Below are 23,307 nucleotides of genomic sequence, written 5' to 3'. Positions count from 1 at the left end.
TTACACCCCCATTCCACTTTTTATAACATTCATAAAAAGTTCTTCTAAATTGTCATTATGATTAATAATGTTTTGATATTGCAATTTTCCATTATTAATAATCCCAATATGGTCAGCAGTTTGTTCAACTTCTGCTAAAATATGACTGGACAAAATAACGGTTATTCCTTTATTTGGGAAACTTCTTATTAAATCACGTAATTCTTGAATTCCAAGAGGATCAAGTCCGTTTGTTGGCTCATCTAAAATCAAAAGCTTAGGATTATTTAATAAGGCAATAGCGATACCTAGCCTTTGTTTCATACCTAAAGAAAATTGACCACTTTTCTTTTTGCCAGTATTTTTTAAACTTACTATTTCCAAAACTTCATCTATCCTAGAATCTGGTAATCCTAATAGGAGTGTCCTTACTTTTAAATTTTCCCTAGCTGATAAGTTCTCATACAAGGCAGGCATTTCTATCAAGGCACCAATATCAGATAAATCGTCACGACTCCACTCATGACCTTCAAAAAAGATTTGACCAGATGTTTTATGAATCATTCCAGTAATCATCTTCAATGTAGTCGATTTACCAGCCCCATTAGGTCCTAGCAAGCCATATATAGAATTTTCTTTTATTTTTAAAGAAATACTATCTACTGCTTTTTGTTTACCAAAAGTTTTAGTAAGATTTTTTGTTTCTAATATCAATTTGTTCATAAATGAACCTCCTCTTCATTTTATAAACTTAGTATAAAATACAAATCTAAGGATTCCATAAGGAAGATAAGATTCTTTAAAAATCTAATAGCTTATTTTTATCCTAAAAGTAGATATATTATCCGGTACTGGGACTGGGACGGGACTAAAAATTTGAAAATGCCCTATAATTAGATGGATTTAGTGGTATTAGAAAAAATAGAATCTAGTATTTTGAATGGTTTGGGATATGTCGTACGTTTAGAAAAGAAGAATGGGAATAAATCGAGTTTTACTCGATTTATTTTTTTGCAGTAAATTATAATTTTTATTCCATCGTAGTCCTTTGGATATCCTAGATGTGCTATAATTTAATTATAGAAACTTTTAAAAATAAAGAATGGAAAACATACAGATATTAAGAAAATATCTTCAAATTAGAAAAAGATTCAAATCTTTAAATGATTAAACTAAATTTTTATTGTAATAATAAGGTCAAAAGAATAAACTTAGAAATGATAGCAAACATATGTTGTGTGTTGAGTGAGGTGTTGAAGATATCATGGAATATGTGAGGTAGGTTATGAAATTTTCAAATGAATTAAAAAATATTGAGTTTCAAAGAACCTTTTGTTTAAGAGAACAATCAAATTACTAAGTCAAAAGTATCATATGCTGAAAGACTTTAAAGGTATAGTTAAAGATTTAAGAAGTAAACATTATGAAATTTATTTGGTAAGAAATGAGAGAATTCAGGCCTTGGCTATTTATGAATTTGACACAGGAGAAAGATTTGAGCCTGACTCTTTGTTGTTTTTTACAAAAGAAAGGTACAGATGGGTATTTGCGAGAATAGATTTATATTGAACCAAAGGGAAGTCATTTAATTGGAAAAAGAAATAATAAGTGGAAAGAATATTTTCTGTTAAAGATTGAAGAGCAAGATGTCCATTATAAGAAACATGTTGAAGATAATAAGTATAGGATTATAGGGCTTCCATTCTTTAATAGAGAGTTTAGGATGGAAGAGTTTGATATAAATTTGAAGTTTGTAACGGGAAGTGAAAAATGATTAACGAAATTTGTATAAAGTCTTGTACTCCTTATGATGAATTGGGAGTTAATATAAGTAATTGTAAAAAAGTTAATTTTATTTACGGAGCTAATGGTAGTGGGGAGAATAGTATAATAGTGACAGATACAATAATTAAGTTAAATCAAGGTTTAAAGGCTTCCACAAAATTTTTAAACAAGATGATTTTAATTTGAATCTGTCATCTTTTTGTTGAATTCACAAAATAAATTTAATTTAGGTAAAAAGGATTGAAGAGGATATGATAATAGTTAGAGTAATTTTTAAAATCATACTTTTTCCTATTAGTATAGCACTAAGTATTATTGCTATGTTTTTAACTTTTATATTGGGACTTAGTACGGTATTTTTTAAATTAATATCTTTTATTGCAATAATGGGGTTTTTAGGATCTGTTATTAACGGAGAAAAAAATCTTGCAGTTGAAGCCATTATATTAGCATTTCTTTTTAGTCCTTATGGAATTCCAGCGTTAGGATGTGTTGTAGTAGAATTAATAGAAGAGGTGAATAAAAAAATAAAATTAATATAAAAACAAAACATAAAAATTAATTCAAGAAGAGATAGCAAATTAAGATATGCTGTCTCTTTTTCTGTACTAAGAAAGGGGGTGTAAGATGAAAGAAATAGTAGAATTTGAATATTACTATGGTAATGAAGCAGAACAATATTCGTTTTTTAGAATTCCAAAATCTTTATTTACTAATCAATATTTTAATAGTATGTCAGTAGAAGCTAAAGTCTTATATGGAATTTTATTAGATAGAATGAGTTTGTCACTAAAAAACAAATGGTTAGATGAGTCAAACAAAGTATATATCATTTACACCATAGAAGAAATTATGGAAGTGTTAAATTGGGGTAGAAATAAGTCCGTTAAGATAATGAAAGAAATCGAAGAAATAGGGCTATTAGAAAAAAAGAGACAGGGACTTGGCAAGCCAAATCTACTTTATGTAAAGAACTTTATATACACAGGAAACAATAAACCTACAGAAGTTTCAAAAGTAAACTTGCAGAAGTTTAAAAATCAAACTTCAAGAAGTTTCAATAATAAATCTCAAGAAGTTTTAAAAGAGGACTCTAATAATACTAATATTAATAATACTGATATTAGTAATACTGATTTTAATAATCCCACCTCCATAGCATTCTTAAAATATGAAGAAGAAAATTTAGATAGAACAATTTTGGAGGAGGCAAAATTAAAAGAAAAGATTAAAAATAATATATCTTATGAAATATTTGAGAAATCAAGGATAGAAGATAAGAAACAAGTAGATGTAATTATAAATGTTCTGGTAAGAGCATTAAATAATTCTAAAAGCATTCACATAGGTGGGCTGAAGATAGATCATAAAAAGTTAAAAGAAAAGATTCTAAATCTAAACTATAAACATATAGATTATGTATTGACATATTTAAAAGAAAACGCACCCAAAGATATAAGAAATATAAACGCTTACTTGCTTACACTCTTATATAATGCAGATGAAAATATTAAAAATATGGAAATTATAAAAGGCAGTAATAATAACAATAAAAAATATGACTATAGTAGAGATGAAGATATCTGGCAAGAATTTTTAAATATGAAATAGGAGGTGAAATTTCTATGGAATCAATTAAAGATATTTTAGAAAACAATATAGAACCATTAGAAAAAATATATTTTTCAAAAAAAGACAATAATGAAAGTTATATAGATCAAAAAACAGGACTAAAATATTGCTCACATTGTAAAAGTCCAATGGAAAAAGAAATTGACTTTTTAGGAAAAAGAAAAAAAGTACCTATTTTATGTAAGTGTAAACAAGAAAAACAAAAACAGCAGGAAGAAGAAAGGCAGAAGATTAATCATCTTTTAAAGATTGATAGATTAAAAAAAGAATGCTTTGATGATCCTATACTTTTAAATTGGAACTTTGCTAACATGGATAAAGACAGCGAACATGAAGAAGTAGCAAGAAATTATGTAGAAAAATTTGATGATATATATATAAATAATATAGGTTTAATTTTAACAGGAGATGTAGGATGTGGAAAAACTTATCTTGCAAGTTCCATAGCTAATAGTCTTTTAGAAAAAGAAATAAAAGTTAAGATGACAAACTTTTCAGTAATTTTAAATGATATGACAAACTTTGAAATTGACAAAAGTAAATATATTGAAAAGCTAAATAATAAGCAACTACTTATTATAGATGACTTTGGAATGGAAAGAGACACAGCTTTTGCAGCAGAACACATCTTTAATATCATCGATAGTAGATATAGAGTAGGTAAACCTCTGATTATAACTACGAATTTAAGTATATCAGCCTTAACAAACCCTCAAACAATAAAAGATAAAAGAATTTACTCAAGAATACTTGAAATATGTAGCCCAATTATATTTACGGGAGAAAACAGAAGAATAGAGAAAATGAAAGAAAAGTCGAAATTAGCCTATGAAATATTAAAAAATAAATGAAAGTAGGTGAGTAAATGCAAAATGACGATATCAATAGTAGAACAATTGCCATAATGAAAAAAGCTGGAGTAGTAACAGCTAAGCAAGTTATAAACTTAATGAAAAAAATATTAGAAATAAATAAGCAAAAAGCAAGCTTAGAAAAGACAGGGGCAATTAGCAAATTTAAGAAAGTTAAAGTAAAAGATCTGGTAAAAAAAGGAAAAGTAGAAACCTTAGAGCTTAATGATATAGATTTAAAGACTTTAAAAAGAGAATTAAAAAGATATGGAGTTAAATTTTCAATAAAAAAAGATTTAGAAAGCGGAAATAATATTATATTTTTTCAAGCAAAAGATGAAAAGATAATGGAACAAGCCTTTAAGAAAACTGTATATAAATTTACTCGAGAAGAGTCCATGAAAAAAGAATCTGTTATAGAAAAATTAGCTAACTTCAAAGAGAAAGTAAAAGCTACAACGGATAAGGATAAGGTTAAGCATAAACATCAAGAGCAAAGTTTATAAGGGAAAAGATTGACAATATAGGATATATCCTATAAAATGAAAGTGAAAAGATAGAATGAATCAATTTATAGTTGAATATTATGAAAAGGAAGATGGAAGCTATCCAGTAGAGGAATTCCTCTTATCTTTGGATATAAAAATGAGGGCTAAAGTATTTAGAAACTTAGAACTCTTAGAAATAAAGGGGAATCAACTTAGAGAGCCATATTCAAAACATTTAGAAGATGGAATATTTGAGTTAAGAGTGAAACTAGGAAAAAACATAACAAGAGTTCTATATTTTTTTGTCATAGGAAATAAAGTGATATTGACTAATGGATTTATAAAGAAAACACAAAAAACACCAAGGTCAGAAATTAAATTAGCCAAGCAATATAGGGAAGATTATCAGAGAAGGAGTTATAAAAATGAGTAAAAATTTTAGAGATACCTTAAAGGAAGAAATGGAAAACCCCGAATTTAAAAAAGAATGGGATAATTTAGAGGTGGAATTTCAAATAATAAAGGCTATGATAGATGGAAGAAATGAGAATCACCTTACTCAAAGAGAACTCTCAGATATGACAGGTATTGCCCAAGGGGATATTAGTAAAATAGAAAATGGTAATGCTAATCCTTCTATTAAAACCTTGGATAGACTTGCAGATGCATTAGGAAAGAAATTGAAAGTTACCTTTGAAAGTAAAATATAAGTATATAAGTGTATGAAATGAAGAAAAATGTTTGTCCTAGATGTAAAAGGGAAATGAAGCAACAGTTTATAGGTTTATTACATTGTAAATGTGGAATGAGTTATCATAAAGATTTAGGATATTTTGAAAGAAGTGAAGATATGATTTTTGCTTTGGAAAGAAAAAGAATAGGTAAAAAGGTAAAAAAAGTTCCAGTAATAAGGTATAAAAAATAAACAAAACTGATAAGAGAGTTATTAATTTTTTAGAAAGGGAGTGAACAAGACGAAAATACTTAATGAAGTAATGAAAGATATAAAGAATGTATTTCACATACGAGATAAGAAAAGATTTATTTTAGAAAATCTTCCATATCTCGTATTTTTTTATATAGGAAATATACTAGCTAGTCATATAAACTCCTATGAAGGAGGAGATATATTAGATAGAATTATGGTAGCCTCTAGTCAAATTGATAGTTTAAATTATTTTCTTTCGTTTAAAATAAGAAATATATTAGCAGGGGTAATACTAGCATTAATTATTAAATTGGTTTTAATACAAAAGAAGAAAAAAGCAAAAAAATTTAGAGAAGGTAAAGAGTATGGATCTGCAAGATGGGGGAACGAAAAAGATATAGAGCCATATATTGATAAAAAGTTTGAAAATAACATTCTACTAACTCAAACAGAGAGACTTACAATGAATAATCGCCCTCAGAATCCTAAATATGCAAGAAATAAAAATGTTCTTGTCATTGGTGGTTCTGGTTCAGGAAAGACAAGATTTTTCGTAAAGCCAAATCTCATGCAAATGCATTCGTCTTATGTAGTTACTGATCCTAAAGGAACATTAGTATTAGAATGTGGGAAAATGCTAGAAAAAAATGGATACGAGATAAAAATTTTAAATACCATTAACTTTAAAAAGTCTATGAAGTACAATCCATTCGCTTACATTAGAAGTGAAAAAGATATACTCAAATTAGTACAAACAATCATTGCAAATACAAAAGGTGAAGGTGAAAAGTCAACTGAAGATTTTTGGATTAAGGCAGAAAAGCTCTATTATACTGCCCTCATCGGTTATATTTACTATGAAGCACCAAAAGAAGAACAAAATTTTTCAACCTTGTTAGCTATGATAGATGCATCAGAAGTTAGAGAAGAAGATGAAAACTTTAAAAATGCTGTTGATTATATGTTTGAAGCTTTAGAAAAAGAAAAGCCAGATCATTTTGCAGTAAAACAATACAAAAAATACAAACTTGCTGCGGGTAAGACCGCTAAATCTATTCTTATTTCTTGTGGAGCAAGACTTGCACCATTTGATATCGAAGAATTAAGGGGTTTAATGAGCGAAGATGAATTAGAGCTTGATAAAATTGGAGATAGAAAAACTGCTTTATTTGTAATAATATCAGATACAGATGATACCTTTAACTTTGTAGTATCAATAATGTATTCTCAGTTATTTAATCTATTATGTGATAAGGCAGATGATGAGTATGGCGGAAGATTGCCAGTTCATGTAAGATGTCTACTTGATGAGTTTAGCAATATAGGTCAGATTCCAAAGTTTGAAAAGCTAATTGCCACAATTAGAAGCAGAGAAATATCAGCTTGCATTATTTTGCAAGCTCAGTCTCAACTAAAAGCAATTTATAAAGATAATGCGGACACCATAGTAGGAAATTGTGATTCCACATTATTTTTAGGTGGTAAAGAAAGGACAACCTTAAAAGAACTATCTGAAAGTTTAGGCAAAGAAACAATAGATCTATATAATACGTCGGAAACTAGATCAAATCAAAAAAGTTTTGGTTTAAATTATCAAAAAACTGGAAAAGAATTAATGAGTCAAGATGAGATAACTGTAATGGATGGAGGTAAATGTATTTATCAACTAAGAGGAGTGAGACCATTTTTATCTGATAAGTTTGATATAACTAAGCATAAAAATTATAAATTACTTGAAGATTATGATAAGAAAAATGTGTTTGATATAGAACAATATTTTAAGAAGAAGGATGGAATTAGATTAAAAAGTGATATGGAAGTTGAAGTTTTAGAGGCATAAAATTAAAATTGAATATTGTCTAAGGTATAAATAAAGTTATTGAAGATTTAAAAACAGCAAGAGAATTAATTATTACAAATTTAAAATTAATTAATGAGTTTTATCAAGTATTTAATTAATAGAGGAACTTTGGAAAGGAGGAAGTTTTATGGAAAAATATTTAATTAATGATTTAAACATATCAGGATATAAAAAGATAATAACATTATTAGATTATAAAGAAAAAATTTCTACTTGCTTAAAAAATATAAAGCTGCTTCCTTCATCTGAATATAAGGTTTTAATCGACACTGCTTTAGTTTCAGGAATAAATAGTTATAGGTTTCTAGAAGTAAAAATTAATAAAGACGGGACAATAAACTTAAATAAATATTCATATCCCATAGTAGATGAAAATATAATTAACAAAGCTAATTCTATAATTAGTAAAGAGTCAATATGGCTAAAAAACTCAATTTTAACAAATTCTCAGAAAGAGTTAATAGCAACATTTTAAATAAAAAAACATAAAATATATAAACACCTAAAGAATATAAAAACTTTAGGTGTATTTTTTTATACTAAATGGGAGGATTGCATGAAGATATACAATGAAAGAGATTCTCCTTTAAAAATTAAATAGCCATAGTATCAGGACATCTAATAAAAATAGATGTTCTTTTTTTGAAAAAATCATAAAAAAATTAAGGAGAAAATAAGATATGGAAAGATAAATGCTAAACATAAGTGGAAATTTAGTTGGAGAAATAAAAACAACAACAATAGATATAAATGAAGGAAAAAGAGAAGTAGCAAATTTTACTGTAGTAAATAAATTTAAAGAAAATGGAAAAACAAAAAAAGAATATATTTATTGCAATCTATACGGAGAAAAAGTAGAGACAGTAGAGGATTTCGAAAGCGGTGAGTATGTTCATATATTTGGATATTTTAAAGAGGTAAAAAAAGAGGAGAAAATATTCAAAAATTTTATTGTAAAACATATTAATAGAATAAATAAAGAAGAAAAAGAGGAGGAATAAAAAATGGAGTTTTTCACACAAGCAGTAAATGTATTAAAGGTATTAGTAACAGCGATTGGAGCTGGACTTGGTTCTTGGGGAGTAATTAATCTAATGGAAGGTTATGGTAATGATAACCCTGGAGCTAAATCTCAAGGTATTAAGCAACTTATGGCAGGTGGAGGAATTGTGCTTATTGGACTTAAATTAATTCCACTTTTAGCAAATGTATTAAAATAAGATGTTTAATATAGTAGATAAGATCAAAGAGTTTTTTTCGGAGATGCTTATAGACATGATCAAGGAAAATTTAAGTGGAATGCTTCTTGATATAAATGATAAAGTATCTACGATAGCAACAGAAGTTGGAAAAACTCCGAGTGGATGGAACTCGGAAGTTTTCCACTTTATAAAATCAATAAGTGAAAATGTAATACTTCCTATAGCAGGTCTTATCATAACTGCAGTTTTATGTATTGAGTTAATTCAAATGGTAATGAATAAGAATAATATGAACGATACAGATACATTTGATTTCTTTAAATATATTATAAAAATGTGGATAGCTGTATGGTTGGTATCTCATGCTTTTGAATTTTCTATGGCAGTATTTGATGTAGCTCAAAGTTTAATAGGAAAAGCAGCAGGAGTAGCTAATGTGAGTTCAAAAGTTTCACCAGGGGATATAGCGGCTATGACAGAAACATTGAAGAATGAATCAATAGGAAAACTTATGACAGTAGTAATAGAAACCTCTATAGTAAAAATGATAATTCAAGGAATATCGGTATTAATAACGGTAATACTTTATGGAAGAATGATAGAAATATATATCTATACCTCTGTTTGTGCTATACCTTTTGCCACTATGGGAAACAAAGAATGGGGGAGCATAGGAACTAATTATATTAGAGGACTTTTTGCTCTTGGACTACAAGGGTTATTTTTGCTTATATGTGTAGGTATTTACGCAGTTCTTGTAAAGACTTTAAGTATAACAGATATACACAAGAGTATTTTTGAACTACTTGGCTACACACTAATACTTGGAATTACGATGATGAAATCTGGAAGTATTGCAAAATCAATATTAAATGCACATTAAAGGGAGGAGAAATGTTTAAAGGAATAAATAAAAGAAAGAATGAACTTAAAATTAAAAGGTTTGGAATAATAGGATTACCAATAATTATAATTGGATCATATATAACAAATAAAATAAGAAAAAAAGAAAGGGAAGATGAGATGATAATTTATAGAATAGAGGAAATAGAATAATGGCATATGTAAATGTTCCAAAAGATTTAACTAAAGTAAAAACCAAAGTAGCATTAAATTTAACAAAAAGACAATTAATTGGATTTACAATAGCAGGAGTAATAGGCTTTCCTATTTATATATTATCAAGAAAAAATCTACCAAATGATATATCTATGCTTATTATGATAGGAGTAGCATTTCCTATTATTTTCACAACACTTTATGAAAAAGATGGTCTGTATTTTGAGAAGTATCTTAAGTACATGATAGAAAAAAAGACTCAACCAAGTATTCGACTATATAAAACAGATTGTATTTATGATATAGAAAGAAAAATAAGTAAAATGAAAGAAGGGAGAAAATGAATCAAATACAAAAAAGACAGCAAAAAAAATTAAATGCAGAAAAAGAGAATTTAAAAAAGCAGAAAGAAGACTTAAAAAGCATAGGTAAAAGTCAAAAGAAAATAGAAAGTTCAAAGAAGTACAAAGGACAAAGAAAGCAAAAGAAAGAGCTTTCTTTTTTTAATGGAAGAAAACAAAAGAAAAAAAGTGTTCAAGATACAATTCCCTATTTAAGAATGCTTAAAAATGGAGTTTGTCAAATAGAAAAGAATAAATTTAATAAAATGATAAGATTTTTAGATATTAATTATCAGCTTTCGACAGAAGAAGATAAAGAAAGTATTTTTAATGAATTTTCTAACTTTTTAAATTACTTTGATCCAAGTGTAGATATTGAACTCTCATATATTAACAGAATAGGGAAAAATGAAGAAATAGAAAAAAATATTAATATCCCCTATAGAGATGATTCTTTTAATGAGATAAGGAAAGAATATAGAGAGATGTTAAAAAATCAAAGTGAAAAAGGGAACAATGGATTAAGTAAATATATGTATATCACTTTTAGCTTAGAAGCACAGGATATAAAAGAAGCTACAATTAGACTTGAAAGAATGGAAATGGACATACTAAATAATTTTAAGAAAATGGGAGTTAAGGCTTATGTGCTAGATGGATACGAAAGATTAAAGGTGATTCATGATATTTTAAATAAAGATAAAAAATTTACTTTTTCATATGATGATTTAAAACATAGTGGTTTATCCACAAAAGATTATATTTCTCCGACTTCTTTTAATTTTTCATCTATAAATCAGTTTAGAGTAGGAGAATACTTTGGAGAAGTAAATTTTTTACAGATTCTTGCACCAGAATTATCTGATAGACTATTATCTGAATTTTTAGAAGTTGAAGAAAATATGATTGTAACCTTTCATATAAACTCTATCGATCAAACAAACGCAATTAAAATGATAAAAAGAAAAATTACAGATCTAGATAAGATGAAAATTGAAGAAAATAAAAAAGCTATAAGATCGGGATATGACATGGATATATTACCTTCAGACTTGATCACTTATGGAAATGATGCTAAAAGACTTTTATTAGAGCTTCAAAATCATAACGAGAGAATGTTTGTAATTACCATTTTATTTACAAATATAGAAAAAAGCAGAAAGAAATTGAGCAACGTAATTTTTCAATTAAACTCTATAGCAGGTAGACATAATTGTGTATTAAAGAATCTTAATTATAGGCAAGAACAAGCTCTTATGTCCTCATTGCCCATTGGAAAGAATGACATTGAGGTGAAAAGGGGACTTACTACAAGTTCTACAGCGATCTTTATTCCATTTACTACAGAAGAATTGTGTTTAGAAGGAGAAAGCTTATATTATGGTTTAAATGCATTAAGTCGAAATATCATAATGACAGATAGAAAGCTGTTAAAAAATCCTAATGGTTTAATACTTGGAACACCAGGGTCGGGAAAATCTTTCTCGGCTAAAAGAGAAATTACCAATGCCTTTTTAATTACACAAGATGACATTATAATATGTGATCCTGAATCCGAATATGGGAATTTAACTAGAGCATTAGGAGGAGAAGTTATAAGGATATCACCTACTAGTAGAGACTATATTAATCCATTAGATATAAACTTAGATTATGCAGATGAAGATAATCCATTGTCATTAAAGTCTGACTTTATACTATCATTATTTGAATTAGTAGTGGGAAAAGAAGGACTGAGTGCAGAAGAAACTTCTGTTATAGATAGATGTCTTCCAATCTTATATAAAAACTACTTTGATAATCCTATACCTTCTAATATGCCAATTTTAGAAGATTTATATAACTTACTTTTGGAACAAGAGGAAAAAGTAGGGAAAAAACTTGCGGTAGAAATGGAAATATATGTTAAAGGAAGCTTAAATGTTTTTAATCATAGAACTAATGTAGATACTAAAAATAGAATACTTTGTTATGACATCAAAGAATTGGGAAAGCAATTAAGAAAAATTGGAATGCTTATTGTTCAAGATCAAGTTTGGAATAGAGTTACAATTAATAGGAATAAGAAAGAAACTAGGTATTATTGCGATGAATTCCATTTATTGTTAAGAGAAGAACAAACAGCAAGTTATTCAATAGAAATTTGGAAAAGATTTCGTAAATGGGGAGGAATACCAACAGGGTTAACTCAGAATGTCAAGGATCTTTTAGCTAGTCCTGAAATAGAAAATATATTTGATAATACAGACTTTATATTGATGCTAAATCAAGCCTCTGGAGATAGAGAAATATTAGCAGATAAACTAAATATATCACTTTACCAATTATCATATGTAACCAACTCTAATGAAGGAGAAGGGCTTTTGTTTTATGGAAATACCATTGTTCCATTCGTGGATAGATTCCCTAAAGATACTAAGCTATATAGACTAATGACAACTAAACCAGAGGAGTTAAAAGAAAGTTATGAAGAATAAGATAAAAAGTAACTATATTATTAATTTAGATGCATTAGTAGCCTTAAAAGAACTACCTAATGAGATATTTGATTGCTGTATTACTTCTCCTCCTTATTATGGATTAAGAGATTATAAAGTTAAAGGTCAAATTGGAAGAGAAGAAAGTCCTGAAGAGTATTTAAATAAGTTAGTAGAAGTATTTGACCAAGTAAAAAGAGTATTAAAAAAAGATGGAACTTTATGGATTGTAATAGGAGATTCTTACGTTGGTACTGGAAGCAAGAAAGAATACAAAGACCCAAAAAATAAGAATGGAAGAACAGGCCAAAAAGTTTCTGTCACGAAAAAATTAAAAGGATATAAGACAAAAGATTTGATTGGAGTTCCTTGGCAACTTGCATTAAAACTAAGAGAAGATGGTTGGTATTTAAGAAGTGATATTATATGGCACAAAGAAAATGCTATGCCAGAATCATGTAAAGATAGACCATCGAGATCATACGAACATATTTTTTTACTCTCTAAATCAAAAAAATATTTTTATAACTATGAAGCAATGAAAGAACCCATGAAAGAGATAAGTAAAAAAAGATATATAAGGGCAAGGGGAAAAGACAATAAGTACCTAAAAGAAAATACAGGTGCTAAAAGACAGAGCATAAATGAAGCAAGAGAATATGGAGAATATATAGGAGATAATGTTCCTCAGTTTAGAAATAGTAGAGATATTTGGACAATAAATACTAATGCCTTTAAAGGAAAACACTATGCAGTATTTCCACCAAAATTAGTAGAAATTTGTATAAAAGCAGCTTGTCCTAATAATGGGTTAATATTAGATCCATTTATGGGATCAGGCACAGTTGGAATGGTTGCTACTAAAATGAATAGAGAATATATAGGAATAGAATTAAATGAGGACTATTGCAAGATGGCTAAAGAAAGGATTGAAGAAAATATGAAATAGGAGGCGTTTATGAAAAAAGAAAAGGGCAAAATAAATCCTAGAGATGTACCAAAAAGTAAGCTTATATTAGAAAAGAAAAATATAAGTAGCAACACTATAAAAAATAAAAAAGATTCACCCATTTTATTAAACAAAAATTCTGAAAGAGAAAATAGCACTTTTATGAATGAAAAAGATAGCTACAGACAAGTTTCTGAAGTTGAGAATTATGATAATATAAAGAAAACTTCTAGCCACTTTCAAGAACTAGATAATAAATATATACCTAATATTAATGAAAAATCAGATAAGGAAAAAATACAAAGAAAAAGACAGGAGAAAGTATATAGAGAAAAATATAAAATACTTGATAACTTGAAACAAGATAATGAAGTAGAAGATAAAATTAGAGAAGAAAGAATCAAGAAAGAAAATGATAGAGTATATGAAAATAGGATAAGTAATTTCAAGAAGAGTTCTAATCATATATCTAAGAATGGAATAAAGAATAAAGATAAGTTAGAAGTTTATGACCCATTGTCTAAAGATTTAGATAATGATGGAGTAATAGATCGTTATGATATGGACTTTAGAGATAGTAATATTTCTTATAGAGATACTAGTGATGATGAAAAGTATTTTTCAAAGTATAGAAATAAAAGATTTCTAAATGACTTTAGAAAGAATAAAGAGCAGTATCAAAGTGACAAACAAGAAAATTCATTTCAAGATAAGTCCATTTCAACAAAAATAGAAAGATCTAATGTAAGGGATTATAAAGGTAAGAAGTTTAGGGCAAAAAGTTTATACTTAACAGAAAGTGAAATGGATAATAAGAATTATCAGAAACTAAAGACTGGTAAGAACTTAAAGGAAAAATGCTCTGTAGATCTAAATAATAAAAATAAAATTATAGATAATAACAAAAAAGAAGGTAAAAGAGCTAATTTTAATCTAAATGAAAAATATACAAGAACAAAAAAGGAAAGTTCGAATGTAAAAGAAGGACAAAATAAGTTTAAAGAAGATAAATTGAAGGAAGAAGATAAGCTTCAAAAAAATGAAGAAAAGATCTCAAAATTACACTCGAAAAAAGCAAAAAAAGAAAAAGACTTAGTTAAAGATAATAAAAAAGCAAAAAAAGGAGGATTAGAAAATCCTTTAATTCTTGCAAGTGCAATGGCATCAAACTATCTTTATAGCGGAAAAGAAGATAATGCAGGAATAGATGTATCATATAAAGTAAGCAGAAGTACAGAGCTTATTGGAAAAAATATTAGACGTAATCGTAGAAAAAAAGCTTTAAAAACTAAAAGAAAATTAGAGAAATTAGATAATAAAATTCATAAAAAAGAAAGTAGATTATTATTTGAAAAAAATTTTGAAGAATTAAAAAAGTCTAGAGTCTATCAAAATACCAATAAATTGAATCGATTTTTTATGAAGAAAAAATTTCAGAAAGATTTCAGAAAAAAACAAGAAGTAAGCTTAAAAAATAGAATAAAAAAGTCTATTACAAATATGAGTAAAAAGACAGCAGAAGTTCTAAAAAATAAGGGATATAAAAATATTTTTATTGTCCTTTGCATTTTAGGACTTTTTTTCATGCTGTTTAAAGAAATAAGTAATATTGGAAGTATTACTTCAGGTATTACAAGTAATGTTATGGCTACAAGTTACTTATCAAAAAAAGAAGTGCTAAGTGATGTAAATAATGAATTTTCAAGTTATGAATATGCTTTGCAAGATGAGATAGATAGTATTAAAGAAAATTATCCAAACTACGATGAATATCATATAAAAGGAGATCCAGTAGGTCATGATGTTCACGAGCTATTTAGTTATTTAACAGCAAGATATGGAGAAATTAAGTCGACTGATGAAATAAAAAAGGAGCTAAAAAAACTCTTTAATCAGATGTACAAAAAAGAGTATACATCAAAAACTATTACTAAATATGATAAAGATGGAAATCCATACACCTATAAAATATTGACTCTTACCATTACCAAGAAAAGTATTGATAAAATTGCAAAAGAAGAGTTTGCAATTTATGAAACTAATATGGCTCACTACTTATCATTATTAGAAAATCAAGGAAATATGGGAGATTATTTTGGCTCTGGTTATGGAGATTTAGGGGATATAGTAGATAATCCAAATTTTGGAAATTCCGGTATAGAGTTTGATGATGTAGCAGTAAGGAGATTATTTGGAGAAGCTGAAAAACATATAGGAAAAAGATATGTTTTTGGAGCTAGTGGACCAAGGAATTTTGACTGTTCAGGATTTGTATGTTGGTCATTTACAAAATCAGGAGTAAAGAATATGCCAAGAACAACAGCTTGGAGAATATATACTGATTATTGTAATCCTGTATCGCCTAGTCAAGCAAAGCCTGGAGATATAATTTTCTTCAAAGGAACATATAATTCTGGAACACCAATATCTCACGTAGGAATATATGCAGGCAATGGAATGATGATTCATGCAGGAGATCCTATTCAATATGCAAATATTAATACAAGATATTGGAAAGAACACTTTTATGCCTTTGGCAGACCAAGATAGAAAAGGTGATAAAAATGAATAAAAAACTAATTAAAAATATAGAAAAACAAAAAAAGTTAGTAAAGAAAAAAGAAGATATTGAGTTGGAACTTCAAATCTTAGAAGAAGAACAAGAAGAATTAGAGAATATGGAAGTTATCAAAGAGTTTCGTAGCAAAAAAATATCCCTTGATGAATTTTTATATATAGTAAGAAAAAATAAGGAAGAAGAAAGAAAAGAAAAAAGTATAAGTCAAATTAATGAAGGAGAAGAAAAGTAATGAAAAGAATAGGAAATAGAGTTTTAGCGTTTGGAATAATACTAGCAAGTATTATAAATATATCGCCTATGAGTCATATATATGCTAGTTCAGAAAAAAGTTTACAAAACACAAATAAAATTGAAGCTGAAATGGTATGTAGCAATGTAGAAAATTTAGAAAAAGAAATTACAGACTTACAAGAGAAAATTAAAAACTTAAATAAAGATAAAGAGATAAATAAAGATCAAATAAAAAAGCTTCAAGAGAAATTAGATTCATATAAAAATAAGGAAGATAATTTTTTAGAAGATAAGAAATGCCTAGAAGATCAATTATTAGAAAAAGAAAGAGTAATTAAAGGTCTAGAAGAAAAAATATGTGCTCTAGAAAGTAAAGACAAAAAGCAAATAGCTGAGCTAGAACAGCTAAGAGATGAAGTAAAGAAACTTCAAGAAGAAAGTGAAAAATTAAAAGAAGAATTATCTTCTGCAAAATGGGAATTAGAAGCAAAAGGTGAAAAGGCAGAAGTTAATGAAAAAAGTTTTAAAGAAACAAGAGAAAAGATTGGTCAATTAGAAAAAGAGATTAAAGAAAAGGATCAAAATATAGAATTAAAAGAGGAGAAAATAAAGAAAATAGAAGATACTTTAAAGGCAAAAGAAGAAAGATTAGAAAAATTAAAAGACCAAGTAGATAAGGCAAAAGAAGATAAAGAAAATTCTTGTGAGAAAGTAAAATCTCTTGAAGAAGAATTAACTGAATTAAGATCTAAAGCAGAAAAAGATAAAAAAGAATTACAAGAACAGATAAAAAGCTTGGAAGATAAAATAGAACAACAAACAAAAGAGTTTGAAAATCTCCAAAATGACTTAGACAAAAAAATAGAAGAATGTAATAAAAGAATCAGTGAACTAGAGAAATACCTAAAGAAAAACAAAACAGGGGAAAAAGAAAAAGCTATAAATGATAAGGAAAAGCTTGAAAAAACTTTGGATAATCTTAAGAAGAAACAAGCAGAAATAGAAACAAAACATGATAAAGATGTAGAAGAAAAGATTACTAACAAAGAAGTAGTAGATACTAAAGAAGTTATTAGTAAAAGAGAGGATAATATAAAGCCATGTAGTAAGAGCGATGAATTTAGCGTGTTTCAAGTGGGAAAAAATTACTATAATGTCATAAAAGATGGAAAGAAAACTACTGTGTATATGGATGTTAAGGCATACATTCAAGATGATCATATTATGTTACCTATAAGATATACAGCCTATACTTTAGGATTTAACGTTGAATATGATGACAACAAAAGAGAAGCTATATTTTCCAATAAAGAAAATATCGTTCTTCCAAAGAAAACATTGAGATTAAATATAGACACAGGAGTCATGAAAGATAGTGACGGAAATATTTATCATTCTGATACTAAGCCAGTAATTATAAATGGAAGAGTTCATGCTTCTATTTCAAATATTGCAAAAGCTTTTAATGCAACTTGTGGAGATATAAAAGACGGAAAAGATCAAAGCATTGAATGGGATAATAACAAAAAAGCAGTATATGTATTTAAAAATATAAAATAAAAAAGGAGCTAAAGATGAAGAAAAGCGGAATAAAAGTAGCCTTAGTGTTACTCTTTATGTTTACAATAATACCAAGTATATCCATGGCAAAAAGTAATGAAAGTGAAATAACGAGTCAACTAAATAATATATATACTCCAGAAAATAATAAAGAATTAGAAAATTTATTTGATGAAGATGTGTATAATCCTTCTGATGAAAAACAAAAAATACCCTATCAAGAAGTACCTAAAATACCAGATAGTAAAAATGTAAAAAGTGAACAAAAAGAAAGATCTATTAATTCATGCCAACCAGCAAAACCTGTAAAAGGAGGGAATACAAAAGCGATTAATTCTTTAGCAACAAAGGAGAATAAAGCAAGAGGGACAGTATTGGAAAATGTAGATGAAAGTGGAGAAGATCTAACTCCTAAAGTTGGAGATAAAGAAGTAAGAAAAGAGGGCGAAGAAAATCCTGTAGACGTTAGACAATTTTTAACTTTTCAGACTAAATCAGGCAAGACAATGCACCTTATTATAGATCATTCACAAAACCAAGAAAATGTTCAACTATTAACAGAAGTTGGTGAGCAAGACCTTTTAAATATGATCGAAGGAGAAAGTGATACTAAATCAAAAGAAGAAAAAGTAGTTAGAAAAGAAGAGCCTATAAAAAAGGAAGAACCTCAAAAAGAAAAAGAGAAAGAAAAGAAGTCAGGCGTAGGATTATATATTTTTATAGTTCTTATAATGCTAGTGGGAATAGGTGCAGGATATTATTTTAAAGTTTACAAAAAAAGAGAAGAGGATACTATTGAAGATGATGAAGATTATGACGAATTAGAAGATGATTATGAATATGATAAAGAAAATGATGAGAAAGAAAGTATAGAAGATACAGAAATTATTCCAGAAGAAGATGATTTTTAATAATGAGAATTTTTTGAAAAGATGGGAAGTTTATTCGAGAAAAACATATATGCGAAGGATATAACATTTGAAGAAGTGTTAAATAATGGAATAAAAATTATAAAAATATAGAAACATTCAGATATGAAATTCAACTATCGTATAACAAGAAGAATCTACGATAGAAAAGTATACGGTTTTTAAAATTTATATTAAAATCTAAAATAATTTGTGAAACTAAGAGAAGATAATAGTTTGTTAATAAAAAATAAATAAGTGATGTAGTAAAGATTATGATAAATTGCGAGCGAAGGAGAAATCTTTCGCTCTTTTTTTTATAAAAAATTAAGGAGGAAAAATGAAATTAGTTATAGCAGAAAAACCAAGCGTTGCAATGTCAATAGCAAAGGTTATAGGAGCAAAGAACAAAAAAGATGGATATTATGAGGGAAATGATTATAGAGTATCTTGGTGTGTAGGTCATCTAGTTCAGATGGCAAATCCTGATAATTATGATGAAAAATATAAAAAGTGGAGAATTGAAGATTTACCTATTATTCCAAAAGAATACAAGTACGAAATTGTAAATACCACAAAGAAACAATTTAATATTCTTAAAAAGCTGATGAACAGTAAAGAAGTTGATACTATAATTAATGCTTGTGATGCAGGAAGAGAAGGAGAAGCTATATTTAGACTTGTGTATATGAAAGCAAATTGTAAAAAGAAAATAGAGCGTCTTTGGATTTCATCTATGGAAGATTCTGCGATAAAAGAAGGATTCAACAATTTAAAAGATGGAAAATACTATGATAATCTTTTTGACTCAGCAAAGGCAAGAGCTATAGCCGACTGGCTTGTTGGAATGAATATGAGTAGACTTTACTCTTGCTTATATGACGAAAATTATAGTATAGGGAGAGTTCAAACACCAACATTGGCAATGATAGTAGATAGAGATTTTGAAATAGAAAATTTTAAAAAAGAAAAATATTATACAGTAGAAATAGAACTTGATAAGTTTATGCTATCCACTAATAGAATAGATAATAGGGTGATAGCTGAACAGCTGATAAATTTAATAGGCAATACAATAAAAATTACAGATTTAGTAAAAAAAGAAAAAATAACGAAACCAGATTTACCTTTTGATTTAACAACACTACAAAGAGAGTGTAACAAATATTTTGGATATAGTGCAAAACAGACTTTAGATTATGCTCAAAGCCTTTATGAGAAGAAATATATAACCTATCCAAGAACAGACAGTAGGTATTTAACAGAAGATATGATTGTAAGCACAATAAATAATATTTTGGGGAAAAATGATTTTGATACAGAGCGTATTAAAATTGTATTTAATTCAAAAAAAGTTAGCGATCATCATGCAATTATACCTACAGTAAGTTCATTGAGTAAAGATATATCTTATCTTCCAGAAAGTGAATCTAAAGTGTATAGACTAATATTAAATAAACTAAACGCAAGTGTTGGATATCCACTCGTTGAAAATACAACAAAAATTGTAGCTATATTTGATAGCTTTGAATTTACAAACACTGGCAAAGTAATTAAAGATGAAGGATTTACAAAGTATTTAAAAGAATATACATCGAAAAAGAGTGAAGATACGATATTTCCTAATGTGAATATTGGAGATGAACTTGAAATAAAGGAAAAAAATATTAAAGAAAAGTATACTACACCTCCAAAACATTTTACCGAAGATAGTTTACTTAAAGCTATGGAAATAGCAGGAAATGATGTTTTAGAAAAAGGTATTGAAGTAGAAAGAAGAGGAATAGGGACTCCAGCCACTCGTGCAGGAATAATAGAAAATCTAATTTATAAAGGTTATATAAAAAGAGATAAGAGAAATCTTATTTCAACAAGAAAGGGCTTAAACTTAGTATCAATAGTAATAGATGAATTTAAATCACCAAAAACAACAGCAGAATGGGAAATGGGATTAAGTGAGATTGCAAATGGGAAAGAAGATAAGGAGATATTTTTAAAAGAAATTGAAGAAGAAATCAAAAACACCATTGGTAGATATTGCAAATAAATTGATTATAAAAACAGAGAAAGATAATAGTAGATATAAGTTTTTTCAAAAGCAAGGATATAAAGGAAAGTAATCTTAAAACATAGCTAACTTACAAGAAAAGATAAGCACATCTTAAACATCTTAAAGGGAAACTAAGAATATCAATAATAGGCAAAGGAAAAATAGAAAAGATAGAAGAATATCTTTGATGAGCATTTTCTGATTTATGAAGTAGTTTACCATGGAAAAAGTAGTTACTAATAAAATGCATTTCCTGCACCCAAAAATATATAATTTTAGGTGCAGGAAGTTTTATAAATGATACAAAAAACAATAAAGCTTAATGGCTAAGGAGGTATAGAAAATATATCTTCTTTTTTATTACTAAAATAAGAAAATATAGAGTGCCAAGATATTATACAGTAGATTTAAGTAAATCAATATATCTTGCAAGAGAAGAATTTAAAGAAAAGTGCAAAAATTAAATGTCACCCAATTGATTTTTTGCACCCAAAAGTATATAATTTTAGGTGCAGGAGGTATTAGAAATGGAATCAATAAACAAGAAAATAGAAGATATAATGACAAGCAATACAGGAGAAATTTTTTCTATTAATGACTTCTATGGACTGGGGACAAAGAATACAATCAAATCCGTTTTATACCGATTAAATGAAGAAGATAAAATCACAAGACTTATAGATGGATTATATACAAAGCCTAAGTATAGCGAAATCCTTAAAGAATATTCTTATCCAGATGCAAATGCCTTGGCAGAAAAGATAGCCGATAAATTTTCTTGGACCATATCTCCAACAGGAGATACAGCTTTAAATTATACTGGATTATCTACACAAGTTCCAAACGAATATATATATATTTCTGATGGACCATATAGGCAATATGATTACAGAAATAAGAAGATACTATTTAAACACACAAGTAATAGAAACATTACGTCTTATTCAAAAGAACTATCTATTTTAGTTCAAGCAATTAGAGCTTTGGGAAAAGATGGAATAGGGGAAGAAGAACTCAAGAAGTTAGCCGTATTTGCCCAAAATATTAAAGAAGACTTAAAGCGTGATACCTTAAAGCTACCATTTTGGATACAGGAAATATTAGAGAAAATACAGGAGATTAATAATGAAAAAGCTATTAGAAATATCAAATGAAGAACTTGAATTAGTTATACAAAATACATCAGATAAATTGAACTTGTCAAAGGCAATTGTGGAGAAGGACTTATGGGTCTGTATTATTTTGAAATATCTATTTAGTGATTTTAAATATAGGGACTATATTGTCTTTAAAGGGGGCACAAGTTTATCTAAAGTATATAAATTAATAGAAAGATTTTCAGAGGATATAGATCTTGCTCTTAATTGGCAACTCTTGGGCTATGAAAAGTTAGAGCCTTATGAAGAGAGGAGTAAAACAAAGCAATTAAAATTTAACGATAAACTAAATGAAGATACAAAAAAGTTTATACAAGAAGAATTTTTGCCAACTCTGCAAAAAGATTTCAAAAAATTATTAAAGAACAGAAAATATAATTTTTATATTGATGAAATAGATGGACAAACTATTGCCTTTGATTATCCTAAAAATTATGAAGATACCTCTATACTTCAAGTCATAAGATTAGAAATAGGAAGTTTAGCAGAACCGATTCCATCAAGTAGGAAAAAGATAAAAACCTATATAGAGGAAACTTATCCAGAGGTATTTAATGAAAATATAGAAGTTGTATCTGTAAATAGTTTAAGGACTTTTTATGAAAAAATAACTATACTACACAGAGAGGCTAACAGAATAAATGGAAATTATCCTACAAGGTATTCAAGACATTTTTATGATGTATATAAAATGCTACTTACTGACATAAAAGAAGAAAGTTTTTCTCAATTAGAATTATTAAATTCTGTTATTCAATTTAAGAAAAAGTTTTATGCCAGTAATTGGGCGAAATATGATGAGATAATGGAAGGAAGAATAAAGTTAATTCCATCAAAAGAAGGAGTGGAGATTTTTTCCAAAGATTATGATAGTATGAAAAATATGATATTTGGAGAAAAAATACCATTTGAAAAGATAATTAGCGAACTAAAAAAATATGAAGAGAGTTTAAATGAAAAAATAAGTAATAATAAAGCTTAATAAATAAGGAGGTATAGAAAATATATCTTCTTTTTTTATTACTAAAACAAGGAGGGGTAGAATGCCAAGATATGATACAGTAGATTTAAGTAGATCAATATATCTTGCAAAAGAAGAATTTAAGAAAGATATAAAAAAATATGAGGAATATTTAAAGGTATCAGGCAATAACTATAAGTACCCATATATACACCAAATATCTATTTACAATATGGATACCAAGGCTACAGCCTGTGCGGAATTTGATTACTGGAAAAGCATAGGTAGGAGTGTCAAAAGAGGAGAA

25 protein-coding genes and 1 pseudogene are annotated in these 23,307 nt (G+C 27.6%); 25 read left to right on the top strand and 1 reads right to left on the bottom strand.

Annotated features, from left to right (window positions below; genetic code table 11):
- Window positions 1–702 carry a lantibiotic protection ABC transporter ATP-binding protein gene (locus BQ7474_RS08115; RefSeq protein WP_073998369.1) on the bottom strand — a complete coding sequence of 234 codons (702 nt, stop codon included), beginning with the start codon at window positions 700–702 and terminating at the stop codon, window positions 1–3.
- A gap of 651 nt (window positions 703–1,353) precedes the next feature.
- Between BQ7474_RS08115 and BQ7474_RS10935 the strand changes: the two genes are divergently transcribed.
- From BQ7474_RS10935 to BQ7474_RS07990, 25 genes and pseudogenes are all read left to right on the top strand, one after another.
- Window positions 1,354–1,548, top strand: a complete 195-nt coding sequence (locus BQ7474_RS10935) for a hypothetical protein (RefSeq protein ID WP_073998368.1) — start codon at window positions 1,354–1,356, stop codon at window positions 1,546–1,548.
- A 201-nt stretch (window positions 1,549–1,749) separates the two neighbouring features.
- On the top strand, window positions 1,750–1,950 hold the full coding sequence (locus BQ7474_RS08100) for a hypothetical protein (protein WP_073998367.1): 201 nt from the start codon (window positions 1,750–1,752) through the stop codon (window positions 1,948–1,950).
- 65 nt (window positions 1,951–2,015) lie between these two features.
- Entirely contained in the window at window positions 2,016–2,306 is a 291-nt protein-coding gene (locus tag BQ7474_RS08095) for a CD1845 family protein (RefSeq protein WP_071126398.1), read from the top strand.
- 85 nt (window positions 2,307–2,391) lie between these two features.
- Window positions 2,392–3,375 carry a replication initiator protein A gene (locus tag BQ7474_RS08090; protein WP_071126399.1) on the top strand — a complete coding sequence of 328 codons (984 nt, stop codon included), beginning with the start codon at window positions 2,392–2,394 and terminating at the stop codon, window positions 3,373–3,375.
- A 14-nt stretch (window positions 3,376–3,389) separates the two neighbouring features.
- The gene (locus BQ7474_RS08085; RefSeq protein ID WP_071126400.1) at window positions 3,390–4,247 is read left to right on the top strand and encodes an ATP-binding protein; all 858 of its coding nucleotides are present in this window, start codon (window positions 3,390–3,392) and stop codon (window positions 4,245–4,247) included.
- A gap of 14 nt (window positions 4,248–4,261) precedes the next feature.
- Complete coding sequence (locus tag BQ7474_RS08080) at window positions 4,262–4,753, top strand: PcfB family protein (protein WP_071126401.1); 492 nt, start codon at window positions 4,262–4,264, stop codon at window positions 4,751–4,753.
- 55 nt (window positions 4,754–4,808) lie between these two features.
- Window positions 4,809–5,168 (top strand): type II toxin-antitoxin system RelE/ParE family toxin, encoded by a 360-nt coding sequence (locus BQ7474_RS08075; protein ID WP_010245415.1) that lies wholly within the window; start codon window positions 4,809–4,811, stop codon window positions 5,166–5,168.
- Window positions 5,161–5,445: a helix-turn-helix domain-containing protein gene (locus BQ7474_RS08070; protein ID WP_010245412.1), complete on the top strand. Its 285-nt coding sequence runs from the start codon at window positions 5,161–5,163 to the stop codon at window positions 5,443–5,445. The genes BQ7474_RS08075 and BQ7474_RS08070 overlap by 8 nt, the downstream gene beginning before the upstream one ends.
- A gap of 17 nt (window positions 5,446–5,462) precedes the next feature.
- The gene (locus BQ7474_RS08065; RefSeq protein ID WP_044564905.1) at window positions 5,463–5,660 is read left to right on the top strand and encodes a hypothetical protein; all 198 of its coding nucleotides are present in this window, start codon (window positions 5,463–5,465) and stop codon (window positions 5,658–5,660) included.
- A gap of 70 nt (window positions 5,661–5,730) precedes the next feature.
- Entirely contained in the window at window positions 5,731–7,503 is a 1,773-nt protein-coding gene (locus BQ7474_RS08060; protein ID WP_071126402.1) for a VirD4-like conjugal transfer protein, CD1115 family, read from the top strand.
- Between the two features lie 148 nt (window positions 7,504–7,651).
- Window positions 7,652–7,999, top strand: a complete 348-nt coding sequence (locus tag BQ7474_RS08055) for a type II toxin-antitoxin system RnlB family antitoxin (protein ID WP_071126403.1) — start codon at window positions 7,652–7,654, stop codon at window positions 7,997–7,999.
- A 217-nt stretch (window positions 8,000–8,216) separates the two neighbouring features.
- Window positions 8,217–8,525 carry a single-stranded DNA-binding protein gene (locus BQ7474_RS08050; RefSeq protein WP_235821497.1) on the top strand — a complete coding sequence of 103 codons (309 nt, stop codon included), beginning with the start codon at window positions 8,217–8,219 and terminating at the stop codon, window positions 8,523–8,525.
- Window positions 8,526–8,528: 3 nt separating this feature from the next.
- Window positions 8,529–8,744, top strand: a complete 216-nt coding sequence (locus BQ7474_RS08045) for a Maff2 family mobile element protein (protein WP_044564909.1) — start codon at window positions 8,529–8,531, stop codon at window positions 8,742–8,744.
- Between the two features lies 1 nt (window position 8,745).
- Window positions 8,746–9,609, top strand: a complete 864-nt coding sequence (locus BQ7474_RS08040) for a VirB6/TrbL-like conjugal transfer protein, CD1112 family (protein WP_010248107.1) — start codon at window positions 8,746–8,748, stop codon at window positions 9,607–9,609.
- Window positions 9,610–9,620: 11 nt separating this feature from the next.
- Window positions 9,621–9,782: a hypothetical protein gene (locus tag BQ7474_RS10640; RefSeq protein ID WP_022620852.1), complete on the top strand. Its 162-nt coding sequence runs from the start codon at window positions 9,621–9,623 to the stop codon at window positions 9,780–9,782.
- A complete protein-coding gene (locus BQ7474_RS08035; protein ID WP_010248104.1) occupies window positions 9,782–10,129 on the top strand; it encodes a PrgI family protein in 348 nt (115 codons plus the stop codon). The genes BQ7474_RS10640 and BQ7474_RS08035 overlap by 1 nt, the downstream gene beginning before the upstream one ends.
- The gene (locus tag BQ7474_RS08030; RefSeq protein WP_022620851.1) at window positions 10,126–12,603 is read left to right on the top strand and encodes a VirB4-like conjugal transfer ATPase, CD1110 family; all 2,478 of its coding nucleotides are present in this window, start codon (window positions 10,126–10,128) and stop codon (window positions 12,601–12,603) included. The genes BQ7474_RS08035 and BQ7474_RS08030 overlap by 4 nt, the downstream gene beginning before the upstream one ends.
- Window positions 12,593–13,552 (top strand): DNA-methyltransferase, encoded by a 960-nt coding sequence (locus BQ7474_RS08025; RefSeq protein ID WP_022620850.1) that lies wholly within the window; start codon window positions 12,593–12,595, stop codon window positions 13,550–13,552. Before BQ7474_RS08030 ends, BQ7474_RS08025 begins: the two co-directional genes overlap by 11 nt.
- A gap of 9 nt (window positions 13,553–13,561) precedes the next feature.
- Entirely contained in the window at window positions 13,562–16,102 is a 2,541-nt protein-coding gene (locus BQ7474_RS08020; protein ID WP_044564913.1) for a C40 family peptidase, read from the top strand.
- A 14-nt stretch (window positions 16,103–16,116) separates the two neighbouring features.
- Complete coding sequence (locus BQ7474_RS08015; protein ID WP_010248092.1) at window positions 16,117–16,362, top strand: hypothetical protein; 246 nt, start codon at window positions 16,117–16,119, stop codon at window positions 16,360–16,362.
- A gap of 1,118 nt (window positions 16,363–17,480) precedes the next feature.
- Window positions 17,481–17,924: pseudogene (locus BQ7474_RS11115) on the top strand (copper amine oxidase N-terminal domain-containing protein); the annotation flags it as partial.
- A 14-nt stretch (window positions 17,925–17,938) separates the two neighbouring features.
- Window positions 17,939–18,835 (top strand): CD1107 family mobile element protein, encoded by an 897-nt coding sequence (locus BQ7474_RS08005; protein WP_044564916.1) that lies wholly within the window; start codon window positions 17,939–17,941, stop codon window positions 18,833–18,835.
- A 337-nt stretch (window positions 18,836–19,172) separates the two neighbouring features.
- Window positions 19,173–20,879, top strand: coding sequence for a DNA topoisomerase 3 (locus BQ7474_RS08000; RefSeq protein WP_073998365.1), 1,707 nt, complete (start codon window positions 19,173–19,175; stop codon window positions 20,877–20,879).
- A gap of 530 nt (window positions 20,880–21,409) precedes the next feature.
- Complete coding sequence (locus BQ7474_RS07995) at window positions 21,410–22,036, top strand: DUF6088 family protein (RefSeq protein ID WP_022620868.1); 627 nt, start codon at window positions 21,410–21,412, stop codon at window positions 22,034–22,036.
- On the top strand, window positions 22,008–23,021 hold the full coding sequence (locus tag BQ7474_RS07990) for a nucleotidyl transferase AbiEii/AbiGii toxin family protein (RefSeq protein WP_022620869.1): 1,014 nt from the start codon (window positions 22,008–22,010) through the stop codon (window positions 23,019–23,021). Before BQ7474_RS07995 ends, BQ7474_RS07990 begins: the two co-directional genes overlap by 29 nt.
- The last annotated feature ends 286 nt before the right edge of the window (window positions 23,022–23,307 follow it).

Source organism: Anaerococcus urinomassiliensis (genome assembly GCF_900128425.1).
GTDB classification, from domain to species: domain Bacteria; phylum Bacillota; class Clostridia; order Tissierellales; family Peptoniphilaceae; genus Anaerococcus; species Anaerococcus urinomassiliensis.
Note: the sequence above shows the minus strand (reverse complement) of the source record. Positions and strands in the feature narration are given on the sequence as shown.

Excerpts from the sequence above, each read along its gene's own strand:
- BQ7474_RS08085 (WP_071126400.1), top strand. The coding sequence starts at position 3,390 with ATGGAATCAATTAAAGATATTTTAGAAAACAATATAGAACCATTAGAA.
- BQ7474_RS08060 (WP_071126402.1), top strand. The coding sequence starts at position 5,731 with ATGAAAGATATAAAGAATGTATTTCACATACGAGATAAGAAAAGATTT.
- BQ7474_RS10935 (WP_073998368.1), top strand. The coding sequence starts at position 1,354 with ATGCTGAAAGACTTTAAAGGTATAGTTAAAGATTTAAGAAGTAAACAT.
- BQ7474_RS08080 (WP_071126401.1), top strand. The coding sequence starts at position 4,262 with ATGCAAAATGACGATATCAATAGTAGAACAATTGCCATAATGAAAAAA.
- BQ7474_RS08115 (WP_073998369.1), bottom strand. The coding sequence starts at position 702 with ATGAACAAATTGATATTAGAAACAAAAAATCTTACTAAAACTTTTGGT.
- BQ7474_RS08095 (WP_071126398.1), top strand. The coding sequence starts at position 2,016 with ATGATAATAGTTAGAGTAATTTTTAAAATCATACTTTTTCCTATTAGT.
- BQ7474_RS08025 (WP_022620850.1), top strand. The coding sequence starts at position 12,593 with ATGAAGAATAAGATAAAAAGTAACTATATTATTAATTTAGATGCATTA.
- BQ7474_RS08045 (WP_044564909.1), top strand. The coding sequence starts at position 8,529 with ATGGAGTTTTTCACACAAGCAGTAAATGTATTAAAGGTATTAGTAACA.
- BQ7474_RS08050 (WP_235821497.1), top strand. The coding sequence starts at position 8,217 with ATGCTAAACATAAGTGGAAATTTAGTTGGAGAAATAAAAACAACAACA.
- BQ7474_RS07990 (WP_022620869.1), top strand. The coding sequence starts at position 22,008 with ATGAAAAAGCTATTAGAAATATCAAATGAAGAACTTGAATTAGTTATA.
- BQ7474_RS08000 (WP_073998365.1), top strand. The coding sequence starts at position 19,173 with ATGAAATTAGTTATAGCAGAAAAACCAAGCGTTGCAATGTCAATAGCA.
- BQ7474_RS08055 (WP_071126403.1), top strand. The coding sequence starts at position 7,652 with ATGGAAAAATATTTAATTAATGATTTAAACATATCAGGATATAAAAAG.
- BQ7474_RS08005 (WP_044564916.1), top strand. The coding sequence starts at position 17,939 with ATGAAGAAAAGCGGAATAAAAGTAGCCTTAGTGTTACTCTTTATGTTT.
- BQ7474_RS08035 (WP_010248104.1), top strand. The coding sequence starts at position 9,782 with ATGGCATATGTAAATGTTCCAAAAGATTTAACTAAAGTAAAAACCAAA.
- BQ7474_RS08100 (WP_073998367.1), top strand. The coding sequence starts at position 1,750 with ATGATTAACGAAATTTGTATAAAGTCTTGTACTCCTTATGATGAATTG.
- BQ7474_RS08040 (WP_010248107.1), top strand. The coding sequence starts at position 8,746 with ATGTTTAATATAGTAGATAAGATCAAAGAGTTTTTTTCGGAGATGCTT.
- BQ7474_RS08075 (WP_010245415.1), top strand. The coding sequence starts at position 4,809 with ATGAATCAATTTATAGTTGAATATTATGAAAAGGAAGATGGAAGCTAT.
- BQ7474_RS08090 (WP_071126399.1), top strand. The coding sequence starts at position 2,392 with ATGAAAGAAATAGTAGAATTTGAATATTACTATGGTAATGAAGCAGAA.
- BQ7474_RS08070 (WP_010245412.1), top strand. The coding sequence starts at position 5,161 with ATGAGTAAAAATTTTAGAGATACCTTAAAGGAAGAAATGGAAAACCCC.
- BQ7474_RS10640 (WP_022620852.1), top strand. The coding sequence starts at position 9,621 with ATGTTTAAAGGAATAAATAAAAGAAAGAATGAACTTAAAATTAAAAGG.
- BQ7474_RS07995 (WP_022620868.1), top strand. The coding sequence starts at position 21,410 with ATGGAATCAATAAACAAGAAAATAGAAGATATAATGACAAGCAATACA.
- BQ7474_RS08020 (WP_044564913.1), top strand. The coding sequence starts at position 13,562 with ATGAAAAAAGAAAAGGGCAAAATAAATCCTAGAGATGTACCAAAAAGT.
- BQ7474_RS08065 (WP_044564905.1), top strand. The coding sequence starts at position 5,463 with ATGAAGAAAAATGTTTGTCCTAGATGTAAAAGGGAAATGAAGCAACAG.
- BQ7474_RS08015 (WP_010248092.1), top strand. The coding sequence starts at position 16,117 with ATGAATAAAAAACTAATTAAAAATATAGAAAAACAAAAAAAGTTAGTA.
- BQ7474_RS08030 (WP_022620851.1), top strand. The coding sequence starts at position 10,126 with ATGAATCAAATACAAAAAAGACAGCAAAAAAAATTAAATGCAGAAAAA.